The organism is Psychrobacter sp. JCM 18903 (assembly GCF_000586475.1).
GTDB lineage: Bacteria > Pseudomonadota > Gammaproteobacteria > Pseudomonadales > Moraxellaceae > Psychrobacter.
In genome coordinates this window covers 146,836-169,154 of the sequence record NZ_BAWJ01000007.1, presented here as the reverse complement: position 1 = coordinate 169,154, position 22,319 = coordinate 146,836, and the positions used below count along the sequence as shown (strand labels likewise).

Annotated in this window: 19 protein-coding genes and 2 pseudogenes; 20 read left to right on the top strand and 1 reads right to left on the bottom strand. The window is 42.6% G+C overall.

Translation table 11 applies throughout. The features are described 5' to 3' along the window. Positions 1 to 29: 29 nt before the first annotated feature. The 13 genes from TT12_RS06935 to TT12_RS06875 all read left to right on the top strand — a co-directional run bounded on the left by TT12_RS06935 (position 30) and on the right by TT12_RS06875 (position 13,674). Positions 30 to 581 (top strand): DUF3833 domain-containing protein, encoded by a 552-nt coding sequence (locus TT12_RS06935; RefSeq protein ID WP_243443458.1) that lies wholly within the window; start codon positions 30 to 32, stop codon positions 579 to 581. A 323-nt stretch (positions 582 to 904) separates the two neighbouring features. Continuing rightward, complete coding sequence (ssb, locus tag TT12_RS06930; protein ID WP_045453328.1) at positions 905 to 1,528, top strand: single-stranded DNA-binding protein; 624 nt, start codon at positions 905 to 907, stop codon at positions 1,526 to 1,528. Between the two features lie 688 nt (positions 1,529 to 2,216). Continuing rightward, complete coding sequence (locus tag TT12_RS06925; RefSeq protein ID WP_045453324.1) at positions 2,217 to 2,843, top strand: hypothetical protein; 627 nt, start codon at positions 2,217 to 2,219, stop codon at positions 2,841 to 2,843. A gap of 114 nt (positions 2,844 to 2,957) precedes the next feature. Then, the gene (locus tag TT12_RS06920; RefSeq protein ID WP_227678878.1) at positions 2,958 to 3,476 is read left to right on the top strand and encodes a BLUF domain-containing protein; all 519 of its coding nucleotides are present in this window, start codon (positions 2,958 to 2,960) and stop codon (positions 3,474 to 3,476) included. Between the two features lie 157 nt (positions 3,477 to 3,633). Beyond that, complete coding sequence (locus tag TT12_RS06915) at positions 3,634 to 3,975, top strand: BLUF domain-containing protein (protein WP_207804014.1); 342 nt, start codon at positions 3,634 to 3,636, stop codon at positions 3,973 to 3,975. A 430-nt stretch (positions 3,976 to 4,405) separates the two neighbouring features. Beyond that, the gene (locus TT12_RS06910) at positions 4,406 to 4,729 is read left to right on the top strand and encodes an H-NS histone family protein (protein WP_045453321.1); all 324 of its coding nucleotides are present in this window, start codon (positions 4,406 to 4,408) and stop codon (positions 4,727 to 4,729) included. Between the two features lie 329 nt (positions 4,730 to 5,058). Continuing rightward, complete coding sequence (gene gspN / locus TT12_RS06905; protein ID WP_045453377.1) at positions 5,059 to 5,886, top strand: type II secretion system protein N; 828 nt, start codon at positions 5,059 to 5,061, stop codon at positions 5,884 to 5,886. Beyond that, a complete protein-coding gene (locus tag TT12_RS06900) occupies positions 5,887 to 6,783 on the top strand; it encodes a type II secretion system protein N (RefSeq protein WP_045453317.1) in 897 nt (298 codons plus the stop codon). A gap of 186 nt (positions 6,784 to 6,969) precedes the next feature. Next, positions 6,970 to 9,216, top strand: coding sequence for a type II secretion system secretin GspD (gene gspD, locus TT12_RS06895; protein ID WP_045453313.1), 2,247 nt, complete (start codon positions 6,970 to 6,972; stop codon positions 9,214 to 9,216). A gap of 237 nt (positions 9,217 to 9,453) precedes the next feature. Beyond that, a complete protein-coding gene (locus TT12_RS06890) occupies positions 9,454 to 9,642 on the top strand; it encodes a hypothetical protein (protein WP_201605100.1) in 189 nt (62 codons plus the stop codon). Positions 9,643 to 9,829: 187 nt separating this feature from the next. Next, a complete protein-coding gene (locus TT12_RS06885) occupies positions 9,830 to 10,816 on the top strand; it encodes a TatD family hydrolase (protein WP_201605099.1) in 987 nt (328 codons plus the stop codon). Positions 10,817 to 10,983: 167 nt separating this feature from the next. Next, positions 10,984 to 11,835 carry a tRNA threonylcarbamoyladenosine dehydratase gene (locus tag TT12_RS06880; RefSeq protein WP_227678888.1) on the top strand — a complete coding sequence of 284 codons (852 nt, stop codon included), beginning with the start codon at positions 10,984 to 10,986 and terminating at the stop codon, positions 11,833 to 11,835. A 21-nt stretch (positions 11,836 to 11,856) separates the two neighbouring features. Next, a complete protein-coding gene (locus tag TT12_RS06875) occupies positions 11,857 to 13,674 on the top strand; it encodes a GAF domain-containing hybrid sensor histidine kinase/response regulator (RefSeq protein WP_227678877.1) in 1,818 nt (605 codons plus the stop codon). Between the two features lie 305 nt (positions 13,675 to 13,979). On the opposite strand, the pseudogene efp reads toward TT12_RS06875, so the two are convergent. After that, positions 13,980 to 14,554, bottom strand: a pseudogene (gene efp / locus TT12_RS06870) (elongation factor P). A gap of 167 nt (positions 14,555 to 14,721) precedes the next feature. Here efp and epmB point away from each other — a divergent pair. The 7 genes and pseudogenes from epmB (at position 14,722) to TT12_RS06845 (ending at position 22,194) form a co-directional block, all read left to right on the top strand. After that, positions 14,722 to 15,727: pseudogene (gene epmB / locus TT12_RS06865) on the top strand (EF-P beta-lysylation protein EpmB). Positions 15,728 to 15,947: 220 nt separating this feature from the next. Continuing rightward, entirely contained in the window at positions 15,948 to 16,694 is a 747-nt protein-coding gene (locus tag TT12_RS15440) for a cyclic-di-GMP receptor FimW-related protein (protein WP_207804013.1), read from the top strand. Next, a complete protein-coding gene (locus TT12_RS15435) occupies positions 16,651 to 17,751 on the top strand; it encodes a cyclic-di-GMP receptor FimW-related protein (RefSeq protein WP_207804012.1) in 1,101 nt (366 codons plus the stop codon). Before TT12_RS15440 ends, TT12_RS15435 begins: the two co-directional genes overlap by 44 nt. Positions 17,752 to 18,109: 358 nt before the next feature. After that, the gene (locus tag TT12_RS18345; RefSeq protein WP_279378835.1) at positions 18,110 to 19,093 is read left to right on the top strand and encodes a PAS domain-containing protein; all 984 of its coding nucleotides are present in this window, start codon (positions 18,110 to 18,112) and stop codon (positions 19,091 to 19,093) included. Positions 19,094 to 19,149: 56 nt separating this feature from the next. After that, positions 19,150 to 20,196 (top strand): GGDEF domain-containing phosphodiesterase, encoded by a 1,047-nt coding sequence (locus tag TT12_RS16920; protein ID WP_279378834.1) that lies wholly within the window; start codon positions 19,150 to 19,152, stop codon positions 20,194 to 20,196. Between the two features lie 289 nt (positions 20,197 to 20,485). Beyond that, positions 20,486 to 20,947, top strand: coding sequence for a c-type cytochrome (locus tag TT12_RS06850; RefSeq protein WP_045453297.1), 462 nt, complete (start codon positions 20,486 to 20,488; stop codon positions 20,945 to 20,947). A gap of 218 nt (positions 20,948 to 21,165) precedes the next feature. Next, positions 21,166 to 22,194, top strand: coding sequence for an AAA family ATPase (locus tag TT12_RS06845; protein WP_045453294.1), 1,029 nt, complete (start codon positions 21,166 to 21,168; stop codon positions 22,192 to 22,194). Positions 22,195 to 22,319 lie beyond the last annotated feature (125 nt).

Below are 22,319 nucleotides of genomic sequence, written 5' to 3'. Positions count from 1 at the left end.
ATCTTTATCTCTATTTAAAAGGAATTAATATGAGTAAGTTTACGATGTTGTCTGATGTTGTCAGAAAAAATATTGCGCCTCGAGCAGTGGCTAAATTTTCGATAGGTCTTGGTCTATCAGCCACGTTACTACTCTCAGGTTGCGCCACACAAAACATTCAGGCCTATCAGAACAGCACGCCCACGCTCGATATGCATGAGTTCTTCTCAGGTCAAATCGATGGTTGGGGCATGTTTCAAGGTCGCAATGGCGAGGTCAAAAAACGCTTTTACGTCGATATTGATGCTACTCACGAAGGCGATAATGTCATCGTTTTAGATGAGAAGTTCGCATGGGCAGATGGGTCAAAATCACAGCGTATATGGCGATTGACCAAACAAGCTGATGGTAGCTGGAAAGGCACAGCAGGCGATGTCATTGGCGAGGCAACAGGGGAAGTGGTTGGCAATACCTTGCATTGGAATTACTTGTTAGAGCTACCCGTTGAGGATAAAACCTACAAAGTGAATTTTGATGACTGGATGTATCTGGTTGATAAAAACGTCATGCTCAATCGCTCAGTCATGAAAAATTTGGCGTAGAGCTGGGTAGCGTCACCTTGAGTATGCATCGCAATAACGAGAGCAATGATTCTAAATAAGTTTATAAAGGACAGAGTGAGTTGATAAGTCAGTAACTGGTAATAGTATTAATTCGCTTAATAAAATGGCAAAATAGCAATATCATGGTTTTTTAAACCCAAAAATTATAATATATATCTAGACGACATAGATTGTCGTCTTTAATAGATAGCTTGTAGATATTCCAATAAAAATTGATTACAGTAAAATCATTAATGAATGCGCTTAGCTGCACAGTCATTAAAGCGATTCATAAAATTATTCATAAGTAAAAGGACGGTATCATGCGCGGAGTTAATAAAGTTATCATCATCGGTAACCTTGGAGCAGACCCTGAGGCACGTCAATTTAATAACGGCGGTAGTGTGACCAATATCTCGGTTGCAACGTCAGAGCAGTGGACCGACAAGCAAAGCGGCGAAAAAAGAGAAGCGACGGAATGGCATCGTATTTCTCTATTTAATCGTTTGGGTGAAATTGCCGCGCAGTATTTGCGTAAAGGCAGTAAAGTTTATATCGAAGGCAGTTTGCGTACCCGTAAATATCAAGATCCCAATGGTCAAGACCGTTATATTACTGAGATTCGTGCTGAGCAAATGCAAATGCTAGATGGTGCGACTGGTGGTCAAAGTGATAATAGCTTTGGCGGTCAAAATCAGGGTCAAGGTGGTGGCTATGGCAATCAAGGTGGTCAAAGCAATCAAAACAACTTTGGTCAGCAAGCAAACAATCAGCCAGCACAGCAAGGCGGTTACAACCAGTCAGCTGCTCAAGGTGGTCAAAACAGCTTTAACAATCAAGGCGCACCTGCTCAGCAGAATCAATTCAATCAACCTGCGCAAAAGCCTGCACAGTCAAAGCCAACAGCAATGCCAGATGGCCCTGTCGATGATGATATTCCGTTCTGATGATGATAAGACATAGAGTTATTTGTTAAGAATAATCTATAGAAGACCCTGCAATTGCAGGGTTTTTTTTATGCCTAGTGATAAATAATTTAAAAAAATAAATTTTCTATAGTGCACATAAAGGTCATATGAGAGTGAGCGCATTAGGAAAGATAGACTTTGTCAATTGCGATATTATCTCGCTAAAAAAGTAAAACGTTTGTTGGTTTTTATAGTTGTAACCTGATAGTTATTTGAAAGAATAGAAAATTAATTATTGGGTGGTAAACGATTTAGTAAGAAGATAAAACGGATAAATAGTAGTCTGCCTTATTGAGTTTATCGATTTTTTTATTCTCATTATTTTATCAAATTTTATATTGAAATTTATGAAAACTACCTTTCATATCCTATATAGACCGTCTGTTCTATTGGATTTAATTAGTGCTAACGGTTCATTAAATGGGTTGATATAATCCACTCGAATCAATAATTCAAACAATATTAAATGTGGGGCTTTGATTTAAAGTGATTTTTATTAACCAACAAAAAGTCAAAATTTGACTGTTCAATGGCTGAAATAATAAAAATTCATTTGGTCGACCGCTTAGGACAGGGTTGGTTCAATGTGAAAGGTTAAAGCTGTCACGCTTTTATAATCAATTGACTATAAAAGTGCCCACCTTACTGCTAGTGCTGAGTACAAAGAATGAAAGATGGTGATGTGTTTCAAAAAACTGATTTGGGCAGAGAAGAGATTAAATCTCAGAGTCTCGGCATATTGCCGCGTGAAGCGAGAACCTTGCTCATTATGATCGATGGCAAACGCACGTATCAAAGCTATCTTGATACGCTTGACCGTAGCAAAATGTTTGCCGATTTTGGCGGTGTTGCACCACTATTTGAGTTGCTGTTAGGGCTTGAGTGTGTAGAGATAGTGGGCGCTGATAATGCTACCCCCCAAACATCCACTGCGCCGCAAGCACCGACGGCTGATCAGTCTCAAGCATCGTCGTCTGAAAGAAGTATTGAGACAGAGTTTGATCGCACCTTTAATGATAAAGGTCTCAATAAAATGGCAGCATTAGGCAAGAAATCAATCAGTAGTATTTTCAAGGCTAGGTTGTCTGGTGCGAGCTACGAAACGATAAAGTCAGAGTTGGCCAACTATATTGAGAAAAACGCACCACCAGTAGAAGCTTGGGGTTACTTGTTGAGTTTAGAACAATGCGGGGATAGCTCGCAATTATTGAGCTTGGTCAAAGAGATACAGAGCACCAGTAGCAGTAATTTATCGCGTGGCATGAATGATTTTATCAAAAAAATTCAACGTTAATATATACGCGACTTATGTTATAAAAAAATGACTTATACCACAAATACTCGGTTATAAAAGACAGTAGCTGGGTAGTGATAGGTGAAAAATTTAGCAAACTAATTGGAGTGTTTTGTGGAATCAGCTGAGCTTTCAGAATTAAATCGCCTAAAAATGCATCATGGCGAGCATATTATTCTACGTTTAACTTATATTAGCCGTTATAACACCGACAATCCTAAAGGTGAAGTAACGCGCATCCTGACACAAGCTCAGCAAAACAATGAGCGCAATGGTATTACGGGTGCTTTGGTGTTCAATCACAATTATTTTTTGCAAAGTATTGAAGGGGCGAGACCCGTCATCAATGAATTGCTCAGAAAACTGGTTAAAGATGATCGGCATCATGCCTTACAAATCATCGAATGCCGTGAAGTAGAGCTGCGCCATTGGAGTAAATGGTCAATGAAATATTTGATTCCGAGCGATGAAAACAAAGGACTTGCGCTCAAATTTTCGACAGGTACTCAGTTTAATCCTTATTTGATGAACACCAATCAAATCATGATGTTGATTGAGACGTTATCAGACCTTCAAGAGCAAGAAGCAGTGAGCGCCGCCAAAAAGAAGAAACCATGGTTTTCTATTGGCTAATTGACTGACGTTTATAAAAGCTAAGAACCATCACACCCATGACATTTTACAAGAGATAAGATATGACATCAGCAATGGAAGATGCACACATTTTGATGAGCATGACATACGCTAGCCGTGCCAACCAGATGTATCGGCCAACGACTTCAACGAAATCTTGCAGCAAGCACAAGTAAATAATGCCGCCAATGGCATCACTGGTATGCTGACGTTTAATAAAGATTATTTTTTGCAAACCATTGAAGGGCCAAGAGCAGAGATCAATCGTCTGTTATATAGTTTAATTACTGATCCGCGTCATCATGACTTACAGGTTATTGAAACACGTGAGTTAAAGCATCGAGCATGGTCTAAATGGTCCATGAATTATGCTTCACCGACTGAAAAAAATGCGGCGATTTATTTAAAATATTCGACAACGATTGATTTTAATCCCTATTTATTGAGCGCCGAAGCAGCCTATAATTTGATGAATGAGCTTAGCGATCAGCATGATTAATCAATGGCATTTTTGACTAATCGGTAGGTATATATGGAAACAATCGGTTGCTATTTTTAATGGATTTATGTTTGCTGAGTTATTCATTTAACCGTTTTTAGGACATTGTTTATAGAGACTGGTTTTATCTTAAAATTAATAACTGTTTATGAATAACTATTAAATAAATAGTGGTTTTTCATTTACCCGATTTTACTATTCACTGACTTTTGTTATAGTAGATATAATAATCTACTGTTGTGATAGCAAGGTTTTTTGTTTATATTATCTACGCCCTTAGGTATTGTGGCTAACAATATTTTATTTGGTTGAAAAAATATCGATTTGTGACATTCATCGTTGTATTTAATGATGAATACGTCATTCTTAGTTCTTAATAGTGAATAATATCTATTAAGGTTATATTTTTTATCTTACAGTTGGATTTATTATGAGCAAAAATACCGCCATTGATTTAGAAAACCTGAACGTTGATGAGCTACGTGCCATCACTGAAAATGCCCAGCAGCTTATTGCCAAAAAACAACATCAGCGTTTGTATGACGCTTATATGCAGTTTGAGAAAATTGCAGAAGACAGCAATGCCTCTATCGAAGAGATTCTAAAAGCTGGTGAAACGCTAGAGAAAAAACGCAGCATCAAGTATCGCAATACTGACAACAACGAAGAAACATGGACTGGCCGTGGTCGCAAGCCAACGTGGTTGGTTGAAGCGCTAGCAGCAGGTCGTAGTATCGAAGATTTTGCTATCTAATAGTGTGGTGGCTAACAAGATGATGTCGGTTTAGATTTAGTAAGGTGCAATTTTTACCAAAGGCTATTTAAAATACGCGCTTGTTTAAACAAGTTCTGTTTTAAAAAAGCGCCATGTTATATCTACTCTGATCATCGGGCTTGTTTCTCATGATTTGTGTGCAATCATAGCGTTTGATCGTGATAGCCCTTTCGTCTTAGAAGCTGAGAAAAGCCAGTATCTTTATTGCCATTATGTTGGTAAAAAGATACTGGCTTTTTTTCTGTCATCTGTATGCCATTGTTTGTTATGATAATGACGTTTTTGTCTTATATAAGAGTTATGTAACCGTGCCCCAAGTATCTGCGTCGTCTCATAAGCGCCCTCGTAAGCTGTGGTGGCTGGTTGGGTTTGTATTATTTGCATTATTTGCTGTATTGCAAATGCCAGCGGCGTGGCTGCTTGAAAAGTATGCTCCCGAAACGCCTTATGTACAGCATGTGTCGGGTAATTTATGGCAAGGCTCCGTTATCTGGCAGATGCCTTTAGCAGCCACACCGCTCACAGGTACGGCAGAATGGTCGTGGCAGCCATGGCATTTGTTATTGGGTAAGATAAGTGCAGAGGTCGATATCAATTCAGCACAAACTCGCCTCAATGGACAAGTAAAGATAGGCGCCAACTCATGGCAAATGGATAATATGAGCGGTAAGATAGCACCTGAGACGTTGGCAAGTTTGGTTGATTGGCAATTGCCCAATACACCGATTCAGGTCAATAATGTCTCGCTCAGCCGTCAGTCTGGCTCAAGTGCTGCAGCAGAAAATGCTTCAACAAAAGATCCATCTGGTTTTACTCAAGCCGATGGTCAGCTGACATGGGTCGGCGGTGAGATAGGTTATCCTAGCGGTGGCAAGGTTTTTTATCTGACCATGCCTGCGATGCGTGCTGAGTTAAGTGCCGAGCAAAAAAACAATAAAAACCTGCTCCATATCAATTTATTAAACAATCAAGATAAGCGCTTGGGCGACTTATATATCGACGGCGATAATATGTTGGATGTCAGTTTGACGCAGCGTTTATTAGAAAGTATGCCTGAGTATAAAGGGCAAGCACCCCAAGATACCCCAGTCATCAGTGTGCGTCAGCCGCTGCTAAATGGGCTGGGGACACGCTAGATGATGAATGTTTCTACAACTTTAAAACCTGTGCTTAACACCCTTAATCGATTCTCAGGTTGGGTATTGTTATTGGCTGTTGCTTGGTTATGTTGGACAGCGGCTCGATTACTATGGTTGTTGCTCGCAGCACCATTGGCACCGATGTTGCCACCAGCGCCTTTACAAAACACATCGGCATCTGGCAAGGACTATAGTGGATTATTTGCTATTTTTGCAGACCCTGATCCTATTGCAGCAGCAGTGCAGCCACCGCCCAATGTCAATCTAAAAGGGGTTCTGTTAGCAATGCCAGAGAGCATGTCCTCGGCACTACTGGATGTCAATGGTGAAGTGAAAAACTATCGAATCGGTGATGCGCTAAAAGACAGTGGCTATACCCTTGTCGCTGTCGACTGGAATTCGGTTGTCATCGCTGATGCCAGTGACAAGCAAACCGTCATTAGCATGCCAGCCGCGATGCCATTAGACCAAAGTGATATGATCGCAGGTGCCGTGAGTAATCAGCGCTTGCCAGAGAACAGCATGTTGCCTAACGCCCCTCAGCCTACACAAAATACTGAGGAGGCGTCCGCTGCGACAGGCAGTGACAGTAGCCCGCAATCTGCTATCGATGAAGCGGTGACAGAATTGCAAGAAAACCCTGCCAGTTATTTGAGTAGGATGGGGGTTATGGCAGCAGGGGAAAGCTATCAAGTGACGCCTGCAATGCCAGCAAAGCTGCGTAATCGACTAGGGCTTGAGCCAGGTGATAAAGTGCTAGCGGTTAATGGTCAAAGCGTGGGTAGTAATCCTGCCCAAGATGCTAGTGTGCTGCAACAGGTACAGCAATCAGGTGAGGCGCAAATAGAGGTACAACGCGGCGATCAAGTCATTACCATTCGTCAGCAGTTTTAAGCACAATAAATGGGTGAGAACTCTTATTTTAAGCAAATAAGTTTTAAGTAAACAAGTATTTAGATAGTGCCACTTAAATAATGCCATTGTGGGCAGAACGTTAAGTGAGCAAAGCAATCATTGAGCACCTTAGCACACAATAAATCCAGTACATACTAAGCGACATCACTGTAGGTAATCATCAATATGGTAAGTTTTCATAATTTTTCAGTCACGCCTCTGTACCATGTTTTGCAGCGCCTGATGCGCCTGTGTCGTCCTCTTTGCCTAGCCGTACCATTATGGGCTGCCAGTACGGGTCTTGCGAGTGCTGAGAGCTGGAAAGTCAACTTACAAGATGCCGATATCAAAGCCTTTATTAATGAGGTGGCAACCATCACTGACCAAAACTTTGTCCTTGATCCGCGTATCAATGGCAATGTGACGGTAATTTCTAACAAAGCCTTGTCGCGTGACGAAATATATCAGCTGTTTTTGAGTGTGATGCAAGTCAACGGTATTGCAGCGATTGACTCGGGAACGACCATCAAATTGGTGCCAGATAATGTCGCCAAACAATCTGGCGTGGCTGTTGATTTACGCAGTGACAGTGTTGGTGAGGCGTTAGCTACTCGTGTTATTTATTTAACCAATACCCAAGCCGCAGAAGTGCTGGGTGTCATCCGTCCGCTTATGCCCCAATCAGCTCATGCCGCTGCCGTGCCTGGTGTCAATGCCTTGGTATTGTCCGATCGTGCCGATAGTCTTAATCAGCTGACGTCGCTTATTCGCGATTTAGATAGCAACGTCAATGACAGTTTGCAAGTGATAGCACTACGTCACGTCGATGCTGAACGTATGATGGAATTGATTAGCGCCTTGGTTGCAAGCGCTGGTAGCGGGCAAGCACAAGGTGGTAACAACCAGCTTAAAGTCATCGCTGATACCTCTAGCGATAGATTGTTGGTGAAAGGCAGTCCGGAGATGATTGCTAAAGTCAAAGAGATGGTCAATCAATTGGACACCACGCCTACAAGGCGTTTGAGTGGTCTGCGCGTCTTTCGATTAAAATACGCCAGTGCAGGTCACATTGCAGATATGCTACGCGGATTGCTCGCCAATCAATCTATTAATAGCGCTGGAGCAACGTCCTCGTTAGAGTCTGCATCATTGAACGATTCCAGTAGCACGGGCGCTACCTTGACTAATGAGTCTAGTGGTAGCACGACTAACAACGCGCCGACCTCAGCGACCTCTGGTGCCAATTCGAGTAGTACTGGTACAGGTGTTGGCGGGCGACCTTTTAGTATTATCGCTGATGAAACCCAAAATGCCGTTATTGTCAATGCGGCACCTGAGCTGATGTTTGAGATTGAAGATGCGGTCAATCAGTTGGATAGTCGCCGTGCGCAAGTATTGATTCAAGCGGCTATTGTAGAAGTGTCAGGTGATGATGCGACCCAGCTTGGTGTGCAATGGGCGCTTGGCAATGCCAATAGCGGCTACGGAGTCGTAAACTTCAATAACGTAGGCGCGAGTGCTACAGCACTTGCTGCCGCGGCGTTGGGTGGCGGTGCCGCCAGTATCAGTGCAGCGGCAGGCTCGATCGCTGGTGCTTTGATTGGTATTGGTGATAGCAGCAAAGACAGTCAGGGAAACACCCAGTTTTATGGGGCTATCTTGCAAGCGCTTGATTCTTCTACCAGTGCCAATCTGCTGTCTATGCCATCAATTTTGACATTGGACAACGAAAAAGCCAGTATTTTAGTGGGTCAAAACGTGCCTTTTGTGACAGGCTCCTTTACCACCAGTGGCAACGATTCTAGCAACCCCTTTCAAACCATTGATCGTCAGGATATTGGTATCAACCTAAATGTCATTCCTCATATTGGTGACAATGGCACCGTACGCTTGGAAGTCTCACAAGAAGTCTCATCCGTCGTGCCTGGTAGCACTGGAAATGCTACTGGTTTGGTGACCAATAAAAGCCTCATCAATACGACGATTCTGGCTGATGATCAGCAGACCATTGCTCTCGGTGGCTTGATGCGTGAAAACAGCACCACGCGCCAACAAAAAGTCCCTGGCTTGGGTAATGTACCGGTCATTGGTCGACTGTTCCGCTCTGACAATGACACGACGCAAAAAAGCAACTTAATCATATTTTTACAGCCAACTATCTTACGTGATGGCAGGGCAGTCGCCAGTGTCACCGAACGCAAATTTAACCAAATGCGCGTCCTACAATTGGTCATTGATAAAAACGGTACCATCAAACAGCTGCCATTGAGCGGTACGGAAGGTTGGAATGGCGATGTTAGCGCAGATTATGAATTGATGCCGCTCAATCCCCTTGTTCCTAAGCGCGATCAGACACCAAAGTCTCAGTCTCAAGGTTTTACCAAAGTAGACAGTCCTAATAATGGTATGACAACTTATCCTTTAAATCGTTAAGCACTCAAAAAAGCGCTTTATTAATGATAGGTTAATGAAGCGCTTGCCTCCTATTCTTATAGCATGTAGAGACACGGTGTAATAAATAAACTACGCCGTACATTAGCTTGCGTATTCATAACACAGATAAACATAGCAGTTTTTATATCGCAGTATACTAATGAGTAATTGAGTAGTAAGTATGAACACTTGCTGATAAATATTGCAGATGATGATATAAAGGTAGGGGTGGAAGCAATGACAAGTCATACAAATACTAAAAAGTGGTTTTTATTAGCAGTCGCTGCCACCGCCTTATTGGTGATTCCTCGGCGTAGCAGTCGACAAGCTGATACCAGAGCGTTAGATGAGCACAATGTATCAGATGAGCACTCAGATGGGCACAATGCAAAAGCCAATCATGATAATACTAATAGGGCGTGTTGAAGGTCTCTTTACTTATCAAAAGCTCTTTTGTTGATTGGCATTTTTTAACTGTCGAAATCATTTTAAATAAAGTTGCCATTCTAAAGTGTTCATTGATGTGGTTATTGCTACAAAATGACAAATAATGTCTATTGAATGACAAATCACGGAACGCTTCGCTGAAAACTATTAATTTTGGAGTCTATCAATGACCCCTATCGATTCACCTAAGATGATTAAACAGCCCTTATCTACTATTTATCCTCTCATTGACACGCATACTCATTTTGATGCCCCTATATTTGATGATGATAGAGAAATACTGACGCAGCAGGCTCACAATCAGGGGGTACGCCATCTGATATTAGTGGGTTATCTATATCAGCATTTTGAGCGGATGTATGAGACTGAGCGCCTGTTAAATACGCTGTCATTACCTACGACAGCCAATGTCGATAGACAAAAAGTGTCAGATTTTAGTAGCCATATTGCGGTCGGTTTGCATCCTTTTTATATTAAACAACATACTGACGATCATTTAACCGCTATGGCAAAAAGGATTGCTGATAAACGCCCATTAGCAATCGGCGAGATTGGTTTAGACACCTTTACTGAGGCGATGAAAGCGCCTGACATATTTGCCAAACAAGTACGATTTTTTAAGGTGCAATTGGACATGGCGGTGACTCATCAACTGCCAGTGATGCTGCATATTCGTAAAGCCCATGCAGAAGCGTTGGCCATACTAAAAGCGCATGATTACGATGCACACAAACTTGGCGGTATCGCGCATAGTTTTAGTGGTGGGACGCAAGAAGCCAAAGCATTTGTTAAGTTGGGATTTAAGCTTGGGGTTACCGGTCAAATCACTAATCCCAATGCCAAGAAACTGAGCCGCGCCATTCAAGCAGCGGTTGATAGCTATGGTGTTGAATGTTTGGTAATAGAAACGGATTGCCCTGATATGACGCCTATCATGTGCCAAATATCTGACCATGATTCATCAGTGCCAACTCAAAAATCAGACAGTGCAAGGAGGAGTACAGCCGTACATAATAGAAATGTACCTGCCAACTTACCATGGGTGTTGCTAAGCTTGAGTGAGTTGCTTAATGTACCACCCGCCAGTCTTGCTAAGCAATTGTGGCACAACAGTTGCAGTGCTTTGCAAACAAAATGGAATTATCCGTTGTAATAGTGCCACATATTTTAGTCACTGACGGTTTATTGTATGGCTAGCCATTGATATGATAGTGAATGAGATAGCGTGAATAAAGAAATTGACGTAATATAAGCGCCACCAAAATAATTTAAAAGAGCATTTAATCTGTTATGAGTGAAATACAACCATTTGAGCAAACAATGACAGAGTCCATTGGCACCGAAGACGTTACAAAGACAGAAGAGCTTAGCGAAGACAATGTGCAATATGATCGCCGTTTTCAAGGTACGCGTACTCTTTATGGTACGACAGCTGTCACTACTTTTGCCGATGCGCATGTATACGTTATTGGCGTTGGAGGTGTTGGTTCTTGGGCAGCTGAGGCTTTGGCAAGAACGGCAGTGGGCACTATTACGTTGATTGATTTGGACGTATTGGTTGCGTCCAATGTCAATCGGCAGTTGCCTGCACTAGACAGCACCTTTGGTGAGAGTAAAATTGCAGCGATGGCCAACCGTATTCGTGAAATTAATCCCAAAGTAACGCTAAACTTGATCGATGATTTTTTAACTGTAGAAAATGTCGCCACTTTATTGCCAAGTCGCGATGAAGCAAAAGCCGCTATCGCTCAAGGCAGACCTATGGTTATTTTGGACTGCGTAGATGATATGAATGCCAAGCTTGCCATCGCGCTACATTGTCGTTTTAATAAATTAAAACTGGTTTGTGCAGGCGGCGCAGGTGGCAAGATAGACCCTAGTCAGATTAGGGTGAGCGACTTGCGTGACAGTTACCAAGATCCTTTACTTGCCAAATTACGCAATAAGCTGCGCCACGAAAAAGGCATTAATAGTACACTAAAAGAAAAGTTCGGGATCAAATGTGTCTACTCTACAGAGCCACCACGTGTAGATAAGAGTTGTCAGACAGGCGGTTTGCAGTGTGGTGGTTACGGCTCAGCAGTAGTGGTCACATCGGTGGTTGCGATGATTATGGTGAGTGAAGCATTACAGTTATTAATAAAACAGGCGGGCATCAAGCCGAGCGTCTGATCTTATTTAATGGAGTCTATCTTGTCTATATTGAACGCACCTAAACACAGCTACCCAGTGGCGGCAGATGAAGTAGAACGCATCAATAAGCTTAGGAAGTATCAGGTGCTCAATGACAATGATGAGCCTGCATTTAAGCGTCTAATTGATCTGGCGAAGCTGTTTTTTGATGTACCAGTTGTGACCATCACTTTCATGGATGAAGAAACACAGTATCTAAAATCTGTCCAAGGACTGGGCGGTGTTTGCCGCACGACGCGTGAAGTGGCTATTTGCAATTATACCGTGCTTTCTAACGACGTCTTTGTAGTACCGGACTTAACTAAAGACAGTCGCTTTAGCCACAATCCCCTAGTGACAGAATCGCCGTACCTACAGTTTTATGCTGGTGCGCCAATTATCTTGCATGAGGATAATAAAAGCTATCGTTTGGGCTCGCTGTGTGTGATGGATATGAAGCCCAATCATGACTTTGATGAGCAAAAAGCAAAGGTGTTGGCTCAATTTGCGATGATGGCGGCAGATGCCTTGCAGCTACAGGATAAGCAGCGTGATGCCAAACATGCCAATGAGATGAAATCAGACTTTTTGGCCAATATGAGTCATGAAATCCGCACACCGATGAATGGCATTATTGGTATGGTGGAGATGCTTGGTGAGACCAAACTTAGCAGTGAACAACAAGAATACGTGGACAATATCAAAGTTTCCAATGAGCATTTGATGGCGATCATTAACGGGATTTTAGATTTATCGAAAGTAGAATCTGGGAAAATGACCATTGATTCTATTCCTGTCAACTTATCTGCATTATGTAATGAGGTGGTCAGCCTCTTTGCTGTCAAAGCACGTCAGCGAGGGCTCATTTTAGACTACCATTATACCGAGTCGTTATCGCCCTATGTGCAAGGCGATCCGGTACGCCTCAAACAAATTTTAGCAAACCTTGTTAATAATGCGATTAAATTTACTCGTGAGGGCGGGCGAGTCACTATTGAGGTCAAACATGTACCCAATTGTCATTGTGATGGTTTTGACGATGACAGCGCTGACCAATATCGCGCTCAAGGTATTTCGGCAAGTGATCTCAGCAAAATAGCGGCTCAAGAAGCTATCAGCAATACCATCTATCATGAAGTCATGACCTTATGCATTGAAGTCACAGATACAGGCGTCGGCATCAAAGCTGAGTCATTGGATGCGATTTTTGATGCTTATGACCAAGCAAACAAATTCACCCACCGTCTTTATGGTGGCACAGGTCTAGGACTCTCGGTTTGTAAGTCTTTGGTTGATTTGATGGGCGGTTATATCGATGTGGATAGCGAAGTGGGTGTGGGCACTACGTTCAGTGTTTTATTGCCGCTACCGACTATTGACGAAAACCAGTATGAGATGTGGCAAGATTCAAATGACTTTACGATGATTGAGCCGACCCATGAGCGTGCTGGTCATATATTGTTGGTTGAAGACGATACCGTCAATGCCATTATCGCTAAAAAAGCCCTGAATAATAGTGGTCATACGGTCACGCATGTCACTGATGGGCAGCAGGCTATTGAAATTTTTGCGCTCTCACCTGAGCGTTATGATGTCATTTTAATGGATCATCACATGCCTATTTTAGATGGTGTACAGGCCACTATTAAATTGCATGAACTTTATGATCCTCAATCATTACCACCTATTATTGCGTTGACCGCCAATGCAATGGACGGTGAGCGCGAAAAGTATTTAAAAGTTGGGATGCAAGATTATTGTACCAAGCCTTTTAAACAAGAGCAGTTGAATGCATTGGTACAATATTGGCTGATACAGAAACACTCATCAGCAGAGTAGTGGTTTGGTAAAAATGTATAGAAGGTTATTTATCATCGCTGTCATCAATAGCGACAGTTCATCCACTATAAAAAACCACAGCGTTAACCTTGCTTGACATACTCCATATGAGTTTTTATTCGGTTGCTTTGGAGTACTTTTTAATCAAATCAACTACAGAGACAATATTAAAAAAATATTCATAAATAAAAAAAGCTGAACCGCTTTATCAGTGGTTCAGCTTTTTTGTGGAATAACAGCTAGAGGCTAACTGTTAAGTTCTATTATATAAGTCCTATTATGTCGAGAGCTATGACCTTTACATACTATTGGCTAACGCGAGTTTGATAGTCACCTGTGCGAGTATCAACACGCACGACTTCATCTTGTTGTACAAACAATGGCACGCGAACGACAGCACCTGTCTCTAACTTGGCAGGTTTACCGCCACCACCTGAAGTATCACCACGCACACCAGGATCTGTTTCAGTGATTTGCAACTCAACAAAGTTAGGCGGTGTTACTGAAAGAGGAGCACCGTTGAATAAAGTGATGGTACATAGTGCATTGCTGTTTTCTTTTAGCCACTTTATTGAATCGCCCATCGCTGTTTTGTCCGCTTGAATCTGCTCAAAACTTTCAGGTGCATGAAATGCCAAAACTCACCATCGTTATATAGATAGTTCATTTCAGTGTCCATGACATCAGCAGCTTCTAAGCTATCGCCTGACTTAAAGGTTTGTTCCAATACTTTACCACTACGAAGGTTGCGCAATTTAACACGGTTAAAGGCTTGACCTTTACCTGGTTTGACAAACTCGTTTTCAAGAATGGCACAAGGGTTGCCATCGAGCATGACTTTTAGACCAGCTTTAAATTCATTAGTAGAAAAACTTGCCACAAGAAACTCCTAGGGGTTATAAATAGGGTGGTAGATAAGGGAATGAATAGCTTGCTGCGTTAAAATCGCTTATTACGCTAAGTGTTTAAAGGATAGGTCGTATGCTTTGATAGGCTACGCACTAAGCGCGTATAATAGCGACTTTTGGGCACAGGTATTAGGTTGTCATGATAAACCATTTAATCACACAAAAAAACTGGCAAACGCAATTATCCGAGGCCATTACCTCTATCGATGAGCTGTTAAGCATCCTAAAGCTAGAATCATTGCGTGCAGAGGTTTATGTACCTAAGCATTTTGAGCTGCGCGTACCACGTGGATTTGTGGCAAAAATGATCATCGGCGATAGCATGATCCTTTACTGAGACAAGTATTGCCTGATCAGCGCGAGCAAATCAAGGTAACGGGCTATGTGGCGGATCCCTTGAGCGAGAATACGCAAAACCCAGTCAAGGGTATGCTGCATAAGTACCAATCCAGAGTATTATTGACCGTGACAGGTGCTTGTGCCATTCATTGTCGTTACTGTTTCCGTCAGCATTTTGATTATAGTGCCAATATGCCGACGCTGATGCCAAAGAAAATATCATTGATTACATTACCGCACACCCTGAGATTAATGAGGTGATTTTGAGTGGCGGTGATCCACTGAATGTGACAAATAGACGCCTGTTTGCTTGGCTAGATACTTTAGAGTCACTCCCGCAATTGACCACTATTCGATTACATACGCGCTTGCCGCTGGTCATACCAGCGCGTTTGGATGATGCGTTATTGACCAGACTGTCTCAAAGTCGCTGTCATATTGTGATGGTCATCCACTGTAATCATGCCAATGAGATCGATGCCTTAACAGCAGAGCATCTACAACGTGCTCGAGCGGCTGGCATCACTTTATTGAATCAAGCGGTGCTATTGAAAGGCATCAATGATAGCGTTGCTGTTCAAACACAATTAAGTCAGCGTTTGTTCTCCTGTGGGGTACTGCCTTATTATCTGCATGTATTAGACAAAGTGGCTGGTGCCGCACATTTCGATAATGATGAACGCTTCGCAATTGAGCTGTATTGGTCATTGTTGGCAGCACTCCCTGGTTACTTGGTACCCAAGCTGGTCAGAGAGCTACCAAATAAACCTTTCAAAGTACCGATTGATATTTACAATGATCGTTAATATAGGCACTATGGTATATTGAAAAATTAGTGAACAAAGCGTGGTTTTTAGAAGATGGGCGTGCGGTTAGATGATGCTATAGAACTTAATCGTTACTAAAAATGGGTGCTGTCGATTTCGATGGTTGCTGCTGATTTGTATCTTTTATCTTGTGTTGTTGCATACGGCATGGTTGAATATTTGCCTCCTGCCAAGTTACTCAAGGTTACTAGGAATACTGATGATAACTTTATCGACGTTTCAAGAGCACCTATCTTCTACAGAGGCATTGCCACTAGTTTCTAAGCGATCCGCTAATGGCCAAGAAGGTTATTTGCTAAAATTGTTGGCAGCGTTACCTTCGCAAACGCAAGCACAGCAAGCTGAACAATTGGCAAAAATACTTACGGTACTACGCGTGGCCAATATAGATGATTCGCAACGTCTTACCCTTATGGCGACAGTGATAGACGCCTCAGATCAGTTAATTGCCACTTTGCGACAGTCTTATATTTATGAGACAGGTGCGCTTAGCGACATTCAAATAGGTTATGTGGCTCAAATAAAGTCGCTATATTATTCAATGATTATGGTCTATGACAGAGTGATACGTCATAAAACCTCATTGCTCAATAATCAGCGAAAATACGCTGCAAGCAATGGCTGGCAGCGCTATTTTAATGGTGATAAGTCTTCATCAACGACACTCGCCATTGCTATTTATCAGACGCTGCAGATGTATCAGAAGCTATTGGGCGAAGAAGCACTGTGCTATCAAAAACCCTCATCTTACTTATGGCACAAAATCAATCAACTGTATTACCTTGCTTATCAGTACCATGCGGCTGAGATTAATATGAGTGTTACGGCAGGCACCAGCGTGCCAAGACGGTTCATCAGTGTATTGCCAAATTTGTTTATACAGTCTATTAAATGTACGTGCCATGCGTCGTCCCAATATTCTGCTCGTCCAACGTTTGTTACCTGAATGGGCTAAGCATATCGTTGCGACGATTGAGCCAACCACCGAGACCCGCGTGTTCGTTGATTTACAAAGTGACAATCCGCCAACTTACCTGACGGCCAGTTCTACAATCAACCCATACGATGATCGCTATCACTGTTTATTTATAGAAATTGCCCCGCTGGTTGAGTATCTTAAACGACGCAAACAGGCTTTAGTTAAGGAAGGGGGTGACGGCGTTGAGAGTCACTTGCTTAATAAAATAGCGATGACGCTCAATTACCGCTATTTACAGCCGCCGCTCACCCTAGCGACTAAACATAGTGCGAAAGAAGACGCTGTTTTGATTACAGGTTTTAATAATATTCATTACCGGGTGAGCCATTCGCATAGCTTTACCAGTTTAATCGCTATAAAAGAGTTACCAGATGAGCAGCGTCCTCGTTATGATACCGTGAATAAAAAACAAGACAGCAGCCACGTATTAGCCAGTGAAACCTTTGATCGTAATGATGATTTGTCATTATTTCGTACCCTACGATTATCATCAACAGTAGATACTTTAAATAAAGACCGCTTTCATAAAGATGTCTTTCATAAAGATGTCTTTCATAAAGATGTCTTTCATAAAGACAGTGTTCATAAAGACAGTCTTAACATAGTGGCTGATGAGAATGCATCTGCGACGACTGCACCACCAGCATTACATATGATGAGCCTTTTTTTAGTCTGTCGATCTGATACAATCACGCCGCCTGATTGGTCGATGGGCGTGGCGCGCTGGCTTGATTTTGATAGTAAAAACCCGGAGATCGAGTGGCAAGTACTTGGACATCAGCTAGTGGCTTGTGGCTTGCGTTTAGAAGGTAGAGAAACGCGTAGTCGCCATTTTGTGCCAGCATTTATTCTTGGTAGAGATGAGCGGCTACAAACCACTGGTACTCTGATTGTACCGACTTCTTACTTTCAGACCAATGATAGAGTCATTATGCGTATTAATAGCAAACAAACCCCTTTACGTTTGGGACAGAGGTTGCTGATTACGGATGAATTCAGCCAGTATGAGGTGGTGCAGCTGTAGTTTGTTTGAGCGTCTATTGAAAAGTTGTCAAATGGTAATGTCAATAAATGCTGGTTTAAAGGTTACTTCATTGAATTTATTATTCGATAATAGCAGTGAATAAATGTACTGAATAATGATGATAAGTTAGTCTGCAATCAGTCAAGTTATTGTCTATAATGATTGATACAATTATGTTCGTTTATACGATGTTTTTGCTTCACCAAGATGTCGCCTTGATTCGAAAGACGATGCCAATCTACTAAAAACCGCTAAGCCTATCCCTGATAGTATTTTCCTTGCTGGGTTAATGCTTGGAAAAGGTGTAGGGTATCAAACCAAACATAAAAATAAGATCACAAGATCCAAAAGGCTTCTTATGCGTACTCAGTCCATCTTAAACCTCTTAGTCATTGATGACGATCAGCTCTATGCTGAGCGCCTTGTGCACTTACTAGGTTGCTATTATGACACCATCAATTTAGGGTTTTTGGACGATAAAGAGGAGCTGTTAAAGTCACTTCGACAACCGTGGGATGTCTTGGTGTTTGGCAGTGCTTATGATATGAGTTTCACCGATGTGGTGGGCGTCGTTCAAGAGCAAAGTATTGATTTGCCTATGATCTGCTTATTTAATGAAGAGATGGTAGCGTCCACCAATAATGATGAGGGGTTACCTGATATTATTAGCGGCACGATGGTCAAATCGCTCAAAGTAGACCAAGAGATGGCAGTAGTGATGTCTATCTGTCTACAGCATGATAATTTACGCAGTCGTCGTGAGCTTAAAACGTTGCGCCATGTTCTCTCTGAAGCAGAGCAACGCGCCAACGTATTGATTAAAAACTCTAAAAGTGCGGTCGCTTATATTGATCAGGGTATCCATATTTTTGCCAATGACCCTTATCTTCAGCTTTTTGGTTTTGAGTCGATTAATGATGCCATAGGCGTGCCTGTTGTTGACCTGATTGCAGGCGGTGATAACGTTAAGGGTTTCAAACAGTTCTTACGTCAATTTGATAAAGGCAGCCGCCAAGAAGTCGAGTTCAATTTTGAAAGTAAGCGGATGGATGGTAGTACTTTTGAGGCAAAGCTACAATTGGCAGCCGCGACCTTAGATGGCGAGCCAGTGACGCAGGTTATTATCCAACAAAACCATAATAACAGTGCGGAAGTCGCTAAGCGTTTGGCAGCCGCTGAATGCAAAGACAGCCTGACAGGAATCAACAACCGCCGCGGCTTTGAAGAACAAATGGCAATCGTGTACCAGCAAGCACGTCAAGGTGTACTGACGGCTGGGCTTTTGTATATTCAGCTCGATAATGTCGGTAAAATAAGAAGCAGTCTAGGTTTGCAAGGGTAGATGCGACCGTCAAGCAAGTCGCCTATGCGTTAGATGAGCTGATATCAGACGGGCATGTGAGTCGTTTTAGTGATACTGCCTTTACCATACTGGTCGAGGACAAGAGCACCACAGAGCTTGAAGAACTGGCTAAGCATATTGGTTCACGTATCAGTGACATGCTGATTGAAGTAGATAAGCGTACGACCAGTACGACTGTCAGTATTGGGATTGTCAAAATCGAAACCAATACAGCAGAGCCAAGTATCGTGCTCGAACGTGCGATGGATGCCATCAATCAGATTATGATAGAGACCTCTAATCATGGCGGCACCTATCATTTGTACGATCCAAGCGAGCATGCCAATAGTGATGATCATGCGCTTGCCGAATCTTTAGTTGATGCCATTGCCAATAGCCGTTTTGAGTTATCTTTCCAGCCAATATATGATATTAACAATGACCGAAGTGACTTTTTTGAAGTATATCTGCGGTTGCCATTGGCGGATGCCGACAATACGATATTGACACCTGATCAATTTATGGCAGTCGCCAAGACGCATAAATTGCTCGAAAAAATAGATCGTTGGGTGCTCATCAATGCCTGTAAAAAGGTTAATGAGGTACGTAAAACACATCCTGAAGCCAGATTGCTAGTGCAATTGACTAGTGCCTCATTGATAGACAAAAAACTGCCTAGTGTTGCCAGTCAGCTTATAAAAGCGGTGGGCGGTGCAGCTGGTGTGCTCACCTTGCAGTTCAACGAAAAAGACGTCTCAGACCATCTCACAGTGGCAAAAACACAGTTTGCCGCCCTTAGCCAAGTCAGCTGTCAGATGGGCATCAATAACTTCGGCTCTTCTGCCAAATCCATAGAGATTGTCAGTTTTGTACAGCCAGATATGGTGCGTTTAGCACGCAGCTATGTGGATGGTATTGATTCAGCAGACAATTTAGAAACTGTCAAATCACTTATTATGCGTACGAATGAAGTCAATGTGGACGTATTGATGCCTTATATTGAAGACGCGGCGACCATGTCCGTTGCTTGGAGCGTGGGCGCGCGCTATTTACAAGGCTATTATTTAGAAGAACCCAGCAGTACGATAAAGGTTGCGACCTAACGTCATTTAGGATCCGTTTGATATGCAACTATCAACCGTGCCTATTTATAGAATATTCTACACGGCTTAATAGCTCATAAATTCTTTATCGTCATACCTTACAAAAGCCTTACTCAAACTGTCCTATAAGCGTTGTTTATTGGCTTAATATGCCCCAATAAATAACGTTATGTTTTTACAAGCAGCTATTTAGACGTGAAGAGGGTTCCACTTTGTATGTGTTTGACCCTACCTTATCATTTTTATTGTTCACCTATAGCTGACATTCCTTAACCAAAGATTGCCGAAAATGCCCATCATTAATAAATATCAAATAAGCAGTATATTTGCTGCTGTTTTATTGCTCAGCGCTTGCGGAGAAAGTACGCCACCGGATCATCGTGCTGCTGTAACATTGCCGATCTATACGGAAGGTAATGCTGATAACGGCGCGATCATTTATCAAGACGCTTGTGGTCAATGTCATCAGCTGAATGCGGGGCTCAACAAAAAAGGTCCGCAGCTGATGAATATATACGGTGCGCCCGCCGCTGAGCTAGAAGATTACACCTATAGTGACGGGCTAAAAACATCAGGTTGGGTATGGGATGCGCAAACGCTCGACCCTTATATTGCGGATGCAGAAAAAGCCATGCTAGACTCAAAAATGCTATCAAACCCGATGCCCGATGCGCAAGAACGCGCAGATGTCATCGCTTATCTGTCAACGCTTCGTGCCGCGCCGATAACTGAAGATGACTCAAAGCAATAGCCAGTTTATGGTGTGTCCTCAAGCTAAACGAAAGCGACTAAATGGGCTAAAGATGGTTAAATTTTGCTAAACCACGTCAAACAATTGGTTAATATCTTGATGTTATCTGTGCTATTTTCCTTGTTTGGCTGCCATTTATCTCATCTTTATCACCACTTTCAAAATAAGAACACGCTCTACAAACACTAATCCCATAAGAAATGAGCCAATAATTGACTATGACCCACGCAGCTATCGATAGAGCCATTACAACACCACATCCATCAGCAGCAGAGGTGATTCATAAGTCGACCTTTAGCGCTGCCGACTGTCGTCACAATCAGCAAAAAATTGCCCAACTTATGGCGCAGTTAAATCATATTGTGTTAGATAAGTCGCAAGTGGTTAAGCTTGCGCTGAGTGGTATTTTGGCAGGTGGACATCTGTTACTGCAAGATCTGCCGGGTATGGGCAAGACGACATTGGCGCAAGGCTTGGCGCAATTATTAGGCTTGAGCTTTAGCCGTGTACAGTTCACCAATGATATGCTGCCAGCAGATATCTTAGGCATGAGCATTTATGATCAAAAGAAACAGCAATTTGAGTTTCGAGCAGGCCCTATTTTTACTCAGCTGCTACTCGCTGATGAGATTAATCGCTCTAGCCCTAAGACGCAAAGTGCGTTACTAGAAGCGATGGAAGAACGGCAAGTCACCCAAGATGGGCAAACCTATCCTTTGCCGCAGCCGTTTTTTGTCATTGCAACCCAAAATCCTTTGCAGCAAGCAGGTGTCTATCCGCTTCCTGAATCGCAGCTAGATAGATTCTTACTATGCTTGTCGCTTGGTTATCCGTCTCCTACCGCAGAGCGCGAGCTATTAAAAGGTCAGGATCGCCGCGAGCTACTAAAAAATTTAGATGCGCTGCTTGATACCGAGGCGGTCTTATTAGCACAGCAAGGTGTTACACACGTTTATGTCGCGGATGTGGTCTTGGATTATCTGCAGCGATTGGTCGAAAAGACACGAGCAAGCTCCGAGTATCATGGTTTGTCACCGCGTGGAGTATTGTCGCTACAGCGTGCCGCGCAGGCTTATGCGTACGTATCGGGGCATATGGAAGTGACACCTGAGGATATCCAAGCGGTGTTTGCCGCGGTCACAGATCATCGTCTCGGTCAGCGTTTTGTCCCAGCGCATGTGACTGGTGGGCAGGCGACGCAGACAATCGCGCAACGTATATTAGCAGAAGTGGCTGTTATCAGTTAAATGGTGGTTATTTAAATAGTTGTTATTTCAATCACTGTTATCTGAGCACTTATTTTTTAGTTGTTTGTTGTTTCATAGCGTATTTGTTTTAAAGCTATCACCAATTATGAATGAGAGTATCAATT

Bases quoted from the DNA above. Each gene is read 5' to 3' on its own strand.
- TT12_RS15440 (WP_207804013.1), top strand. From the start codon at position 15,948: ATGATAACTTTATCGACGTTTCAAGAGCACCTATCTTCTACAGAGGCA.
- TT12_RS06890 (WP_201605100.1), top strand. From the start codon at position 9,454: ATGACAAGTCATACAAATACTAAAAAGTGGTTTTTATTAGCAGTCGCT.
- ssb (WP_045453328.1), top strand. From the start codon at position 905: ATGCGCGGAGTTAATAAAGTTATCATCATCGGTAACCTTGGAGCAGAC.
- TT12_RS06885 (WP_201605099.1), top strand. From the start codon at position 9,830: ATGACCCCTATCGATTCACCTAAGATGATTAAACAGCCCTTATCTACT.
- TT12_RS06880 (WP_227678888.1), top strand. From the start codon at position 10,984: ATGACAGAGTCCATTGGCACCGAAGACGTTACAAAGACAGAAGAGCTT.
- TT12_RS06925 (WP_045453324.1), top strand. From the start codon at position 2,217: ATGAAAGATGGTGATGTGTTTCAAAAAACTGATTTGGGCAGAGAAGAG.
- gspD (WP_045453313.1), top strand. From the start codon at position 6,970: ATGGTAAGTTTTCATAATTTTTCAGTCACGCCTCTGTACCATGTTTTG.
- TT12_RS06850 (WP_045453297.1), top strand. From the start codon at position 20,486: ATGCCCATCATTAATAAATATCAAATAAGCAGTATATTTGCTGCTGTT.
- TT12_RS06900 (WP_045453317.1), top strand. From the start codon at position 5,887: ATGATGAATGTTTCTACAACTTTAAAACCTGTGCTTAACACCCTTAAT.
- TT12_RS18345 (WP_279378835.1), top strand. From the start codon at position 18,110: ATGCGTACTCAGTCCATCTTAAACCTCTTAGTCATTGATGACGATCAG.
- TT12_RS15435 (WP_207804012.1), top strand. From the start codon at position 16,651: ATGCGTCGTCCCAATATTCTGCTCGTCCAACGTTTGTTACCTGAATGG.
- TT12_RS06935 (WP_243443458.1), top strand. From the start codon at position 30: ATGAGTAAGTTTACGATGTTGTCTGATGTTGTCAGAAAAAATATTGCG.
- TT12_RS06845 (WP_045453294.1), top strand. From the start codon at position 21,166: ATGACCCACGCAGCTATCGATAGAGCCATTACAACACCACATCCATCA.
- TT12_RS06910 (WP_045453321.1), top strand. From the start codon at position 4,406: ATGAGCAAAAATACCGCCATTGATTTAGAAAACCTGAACGTTGATGAG.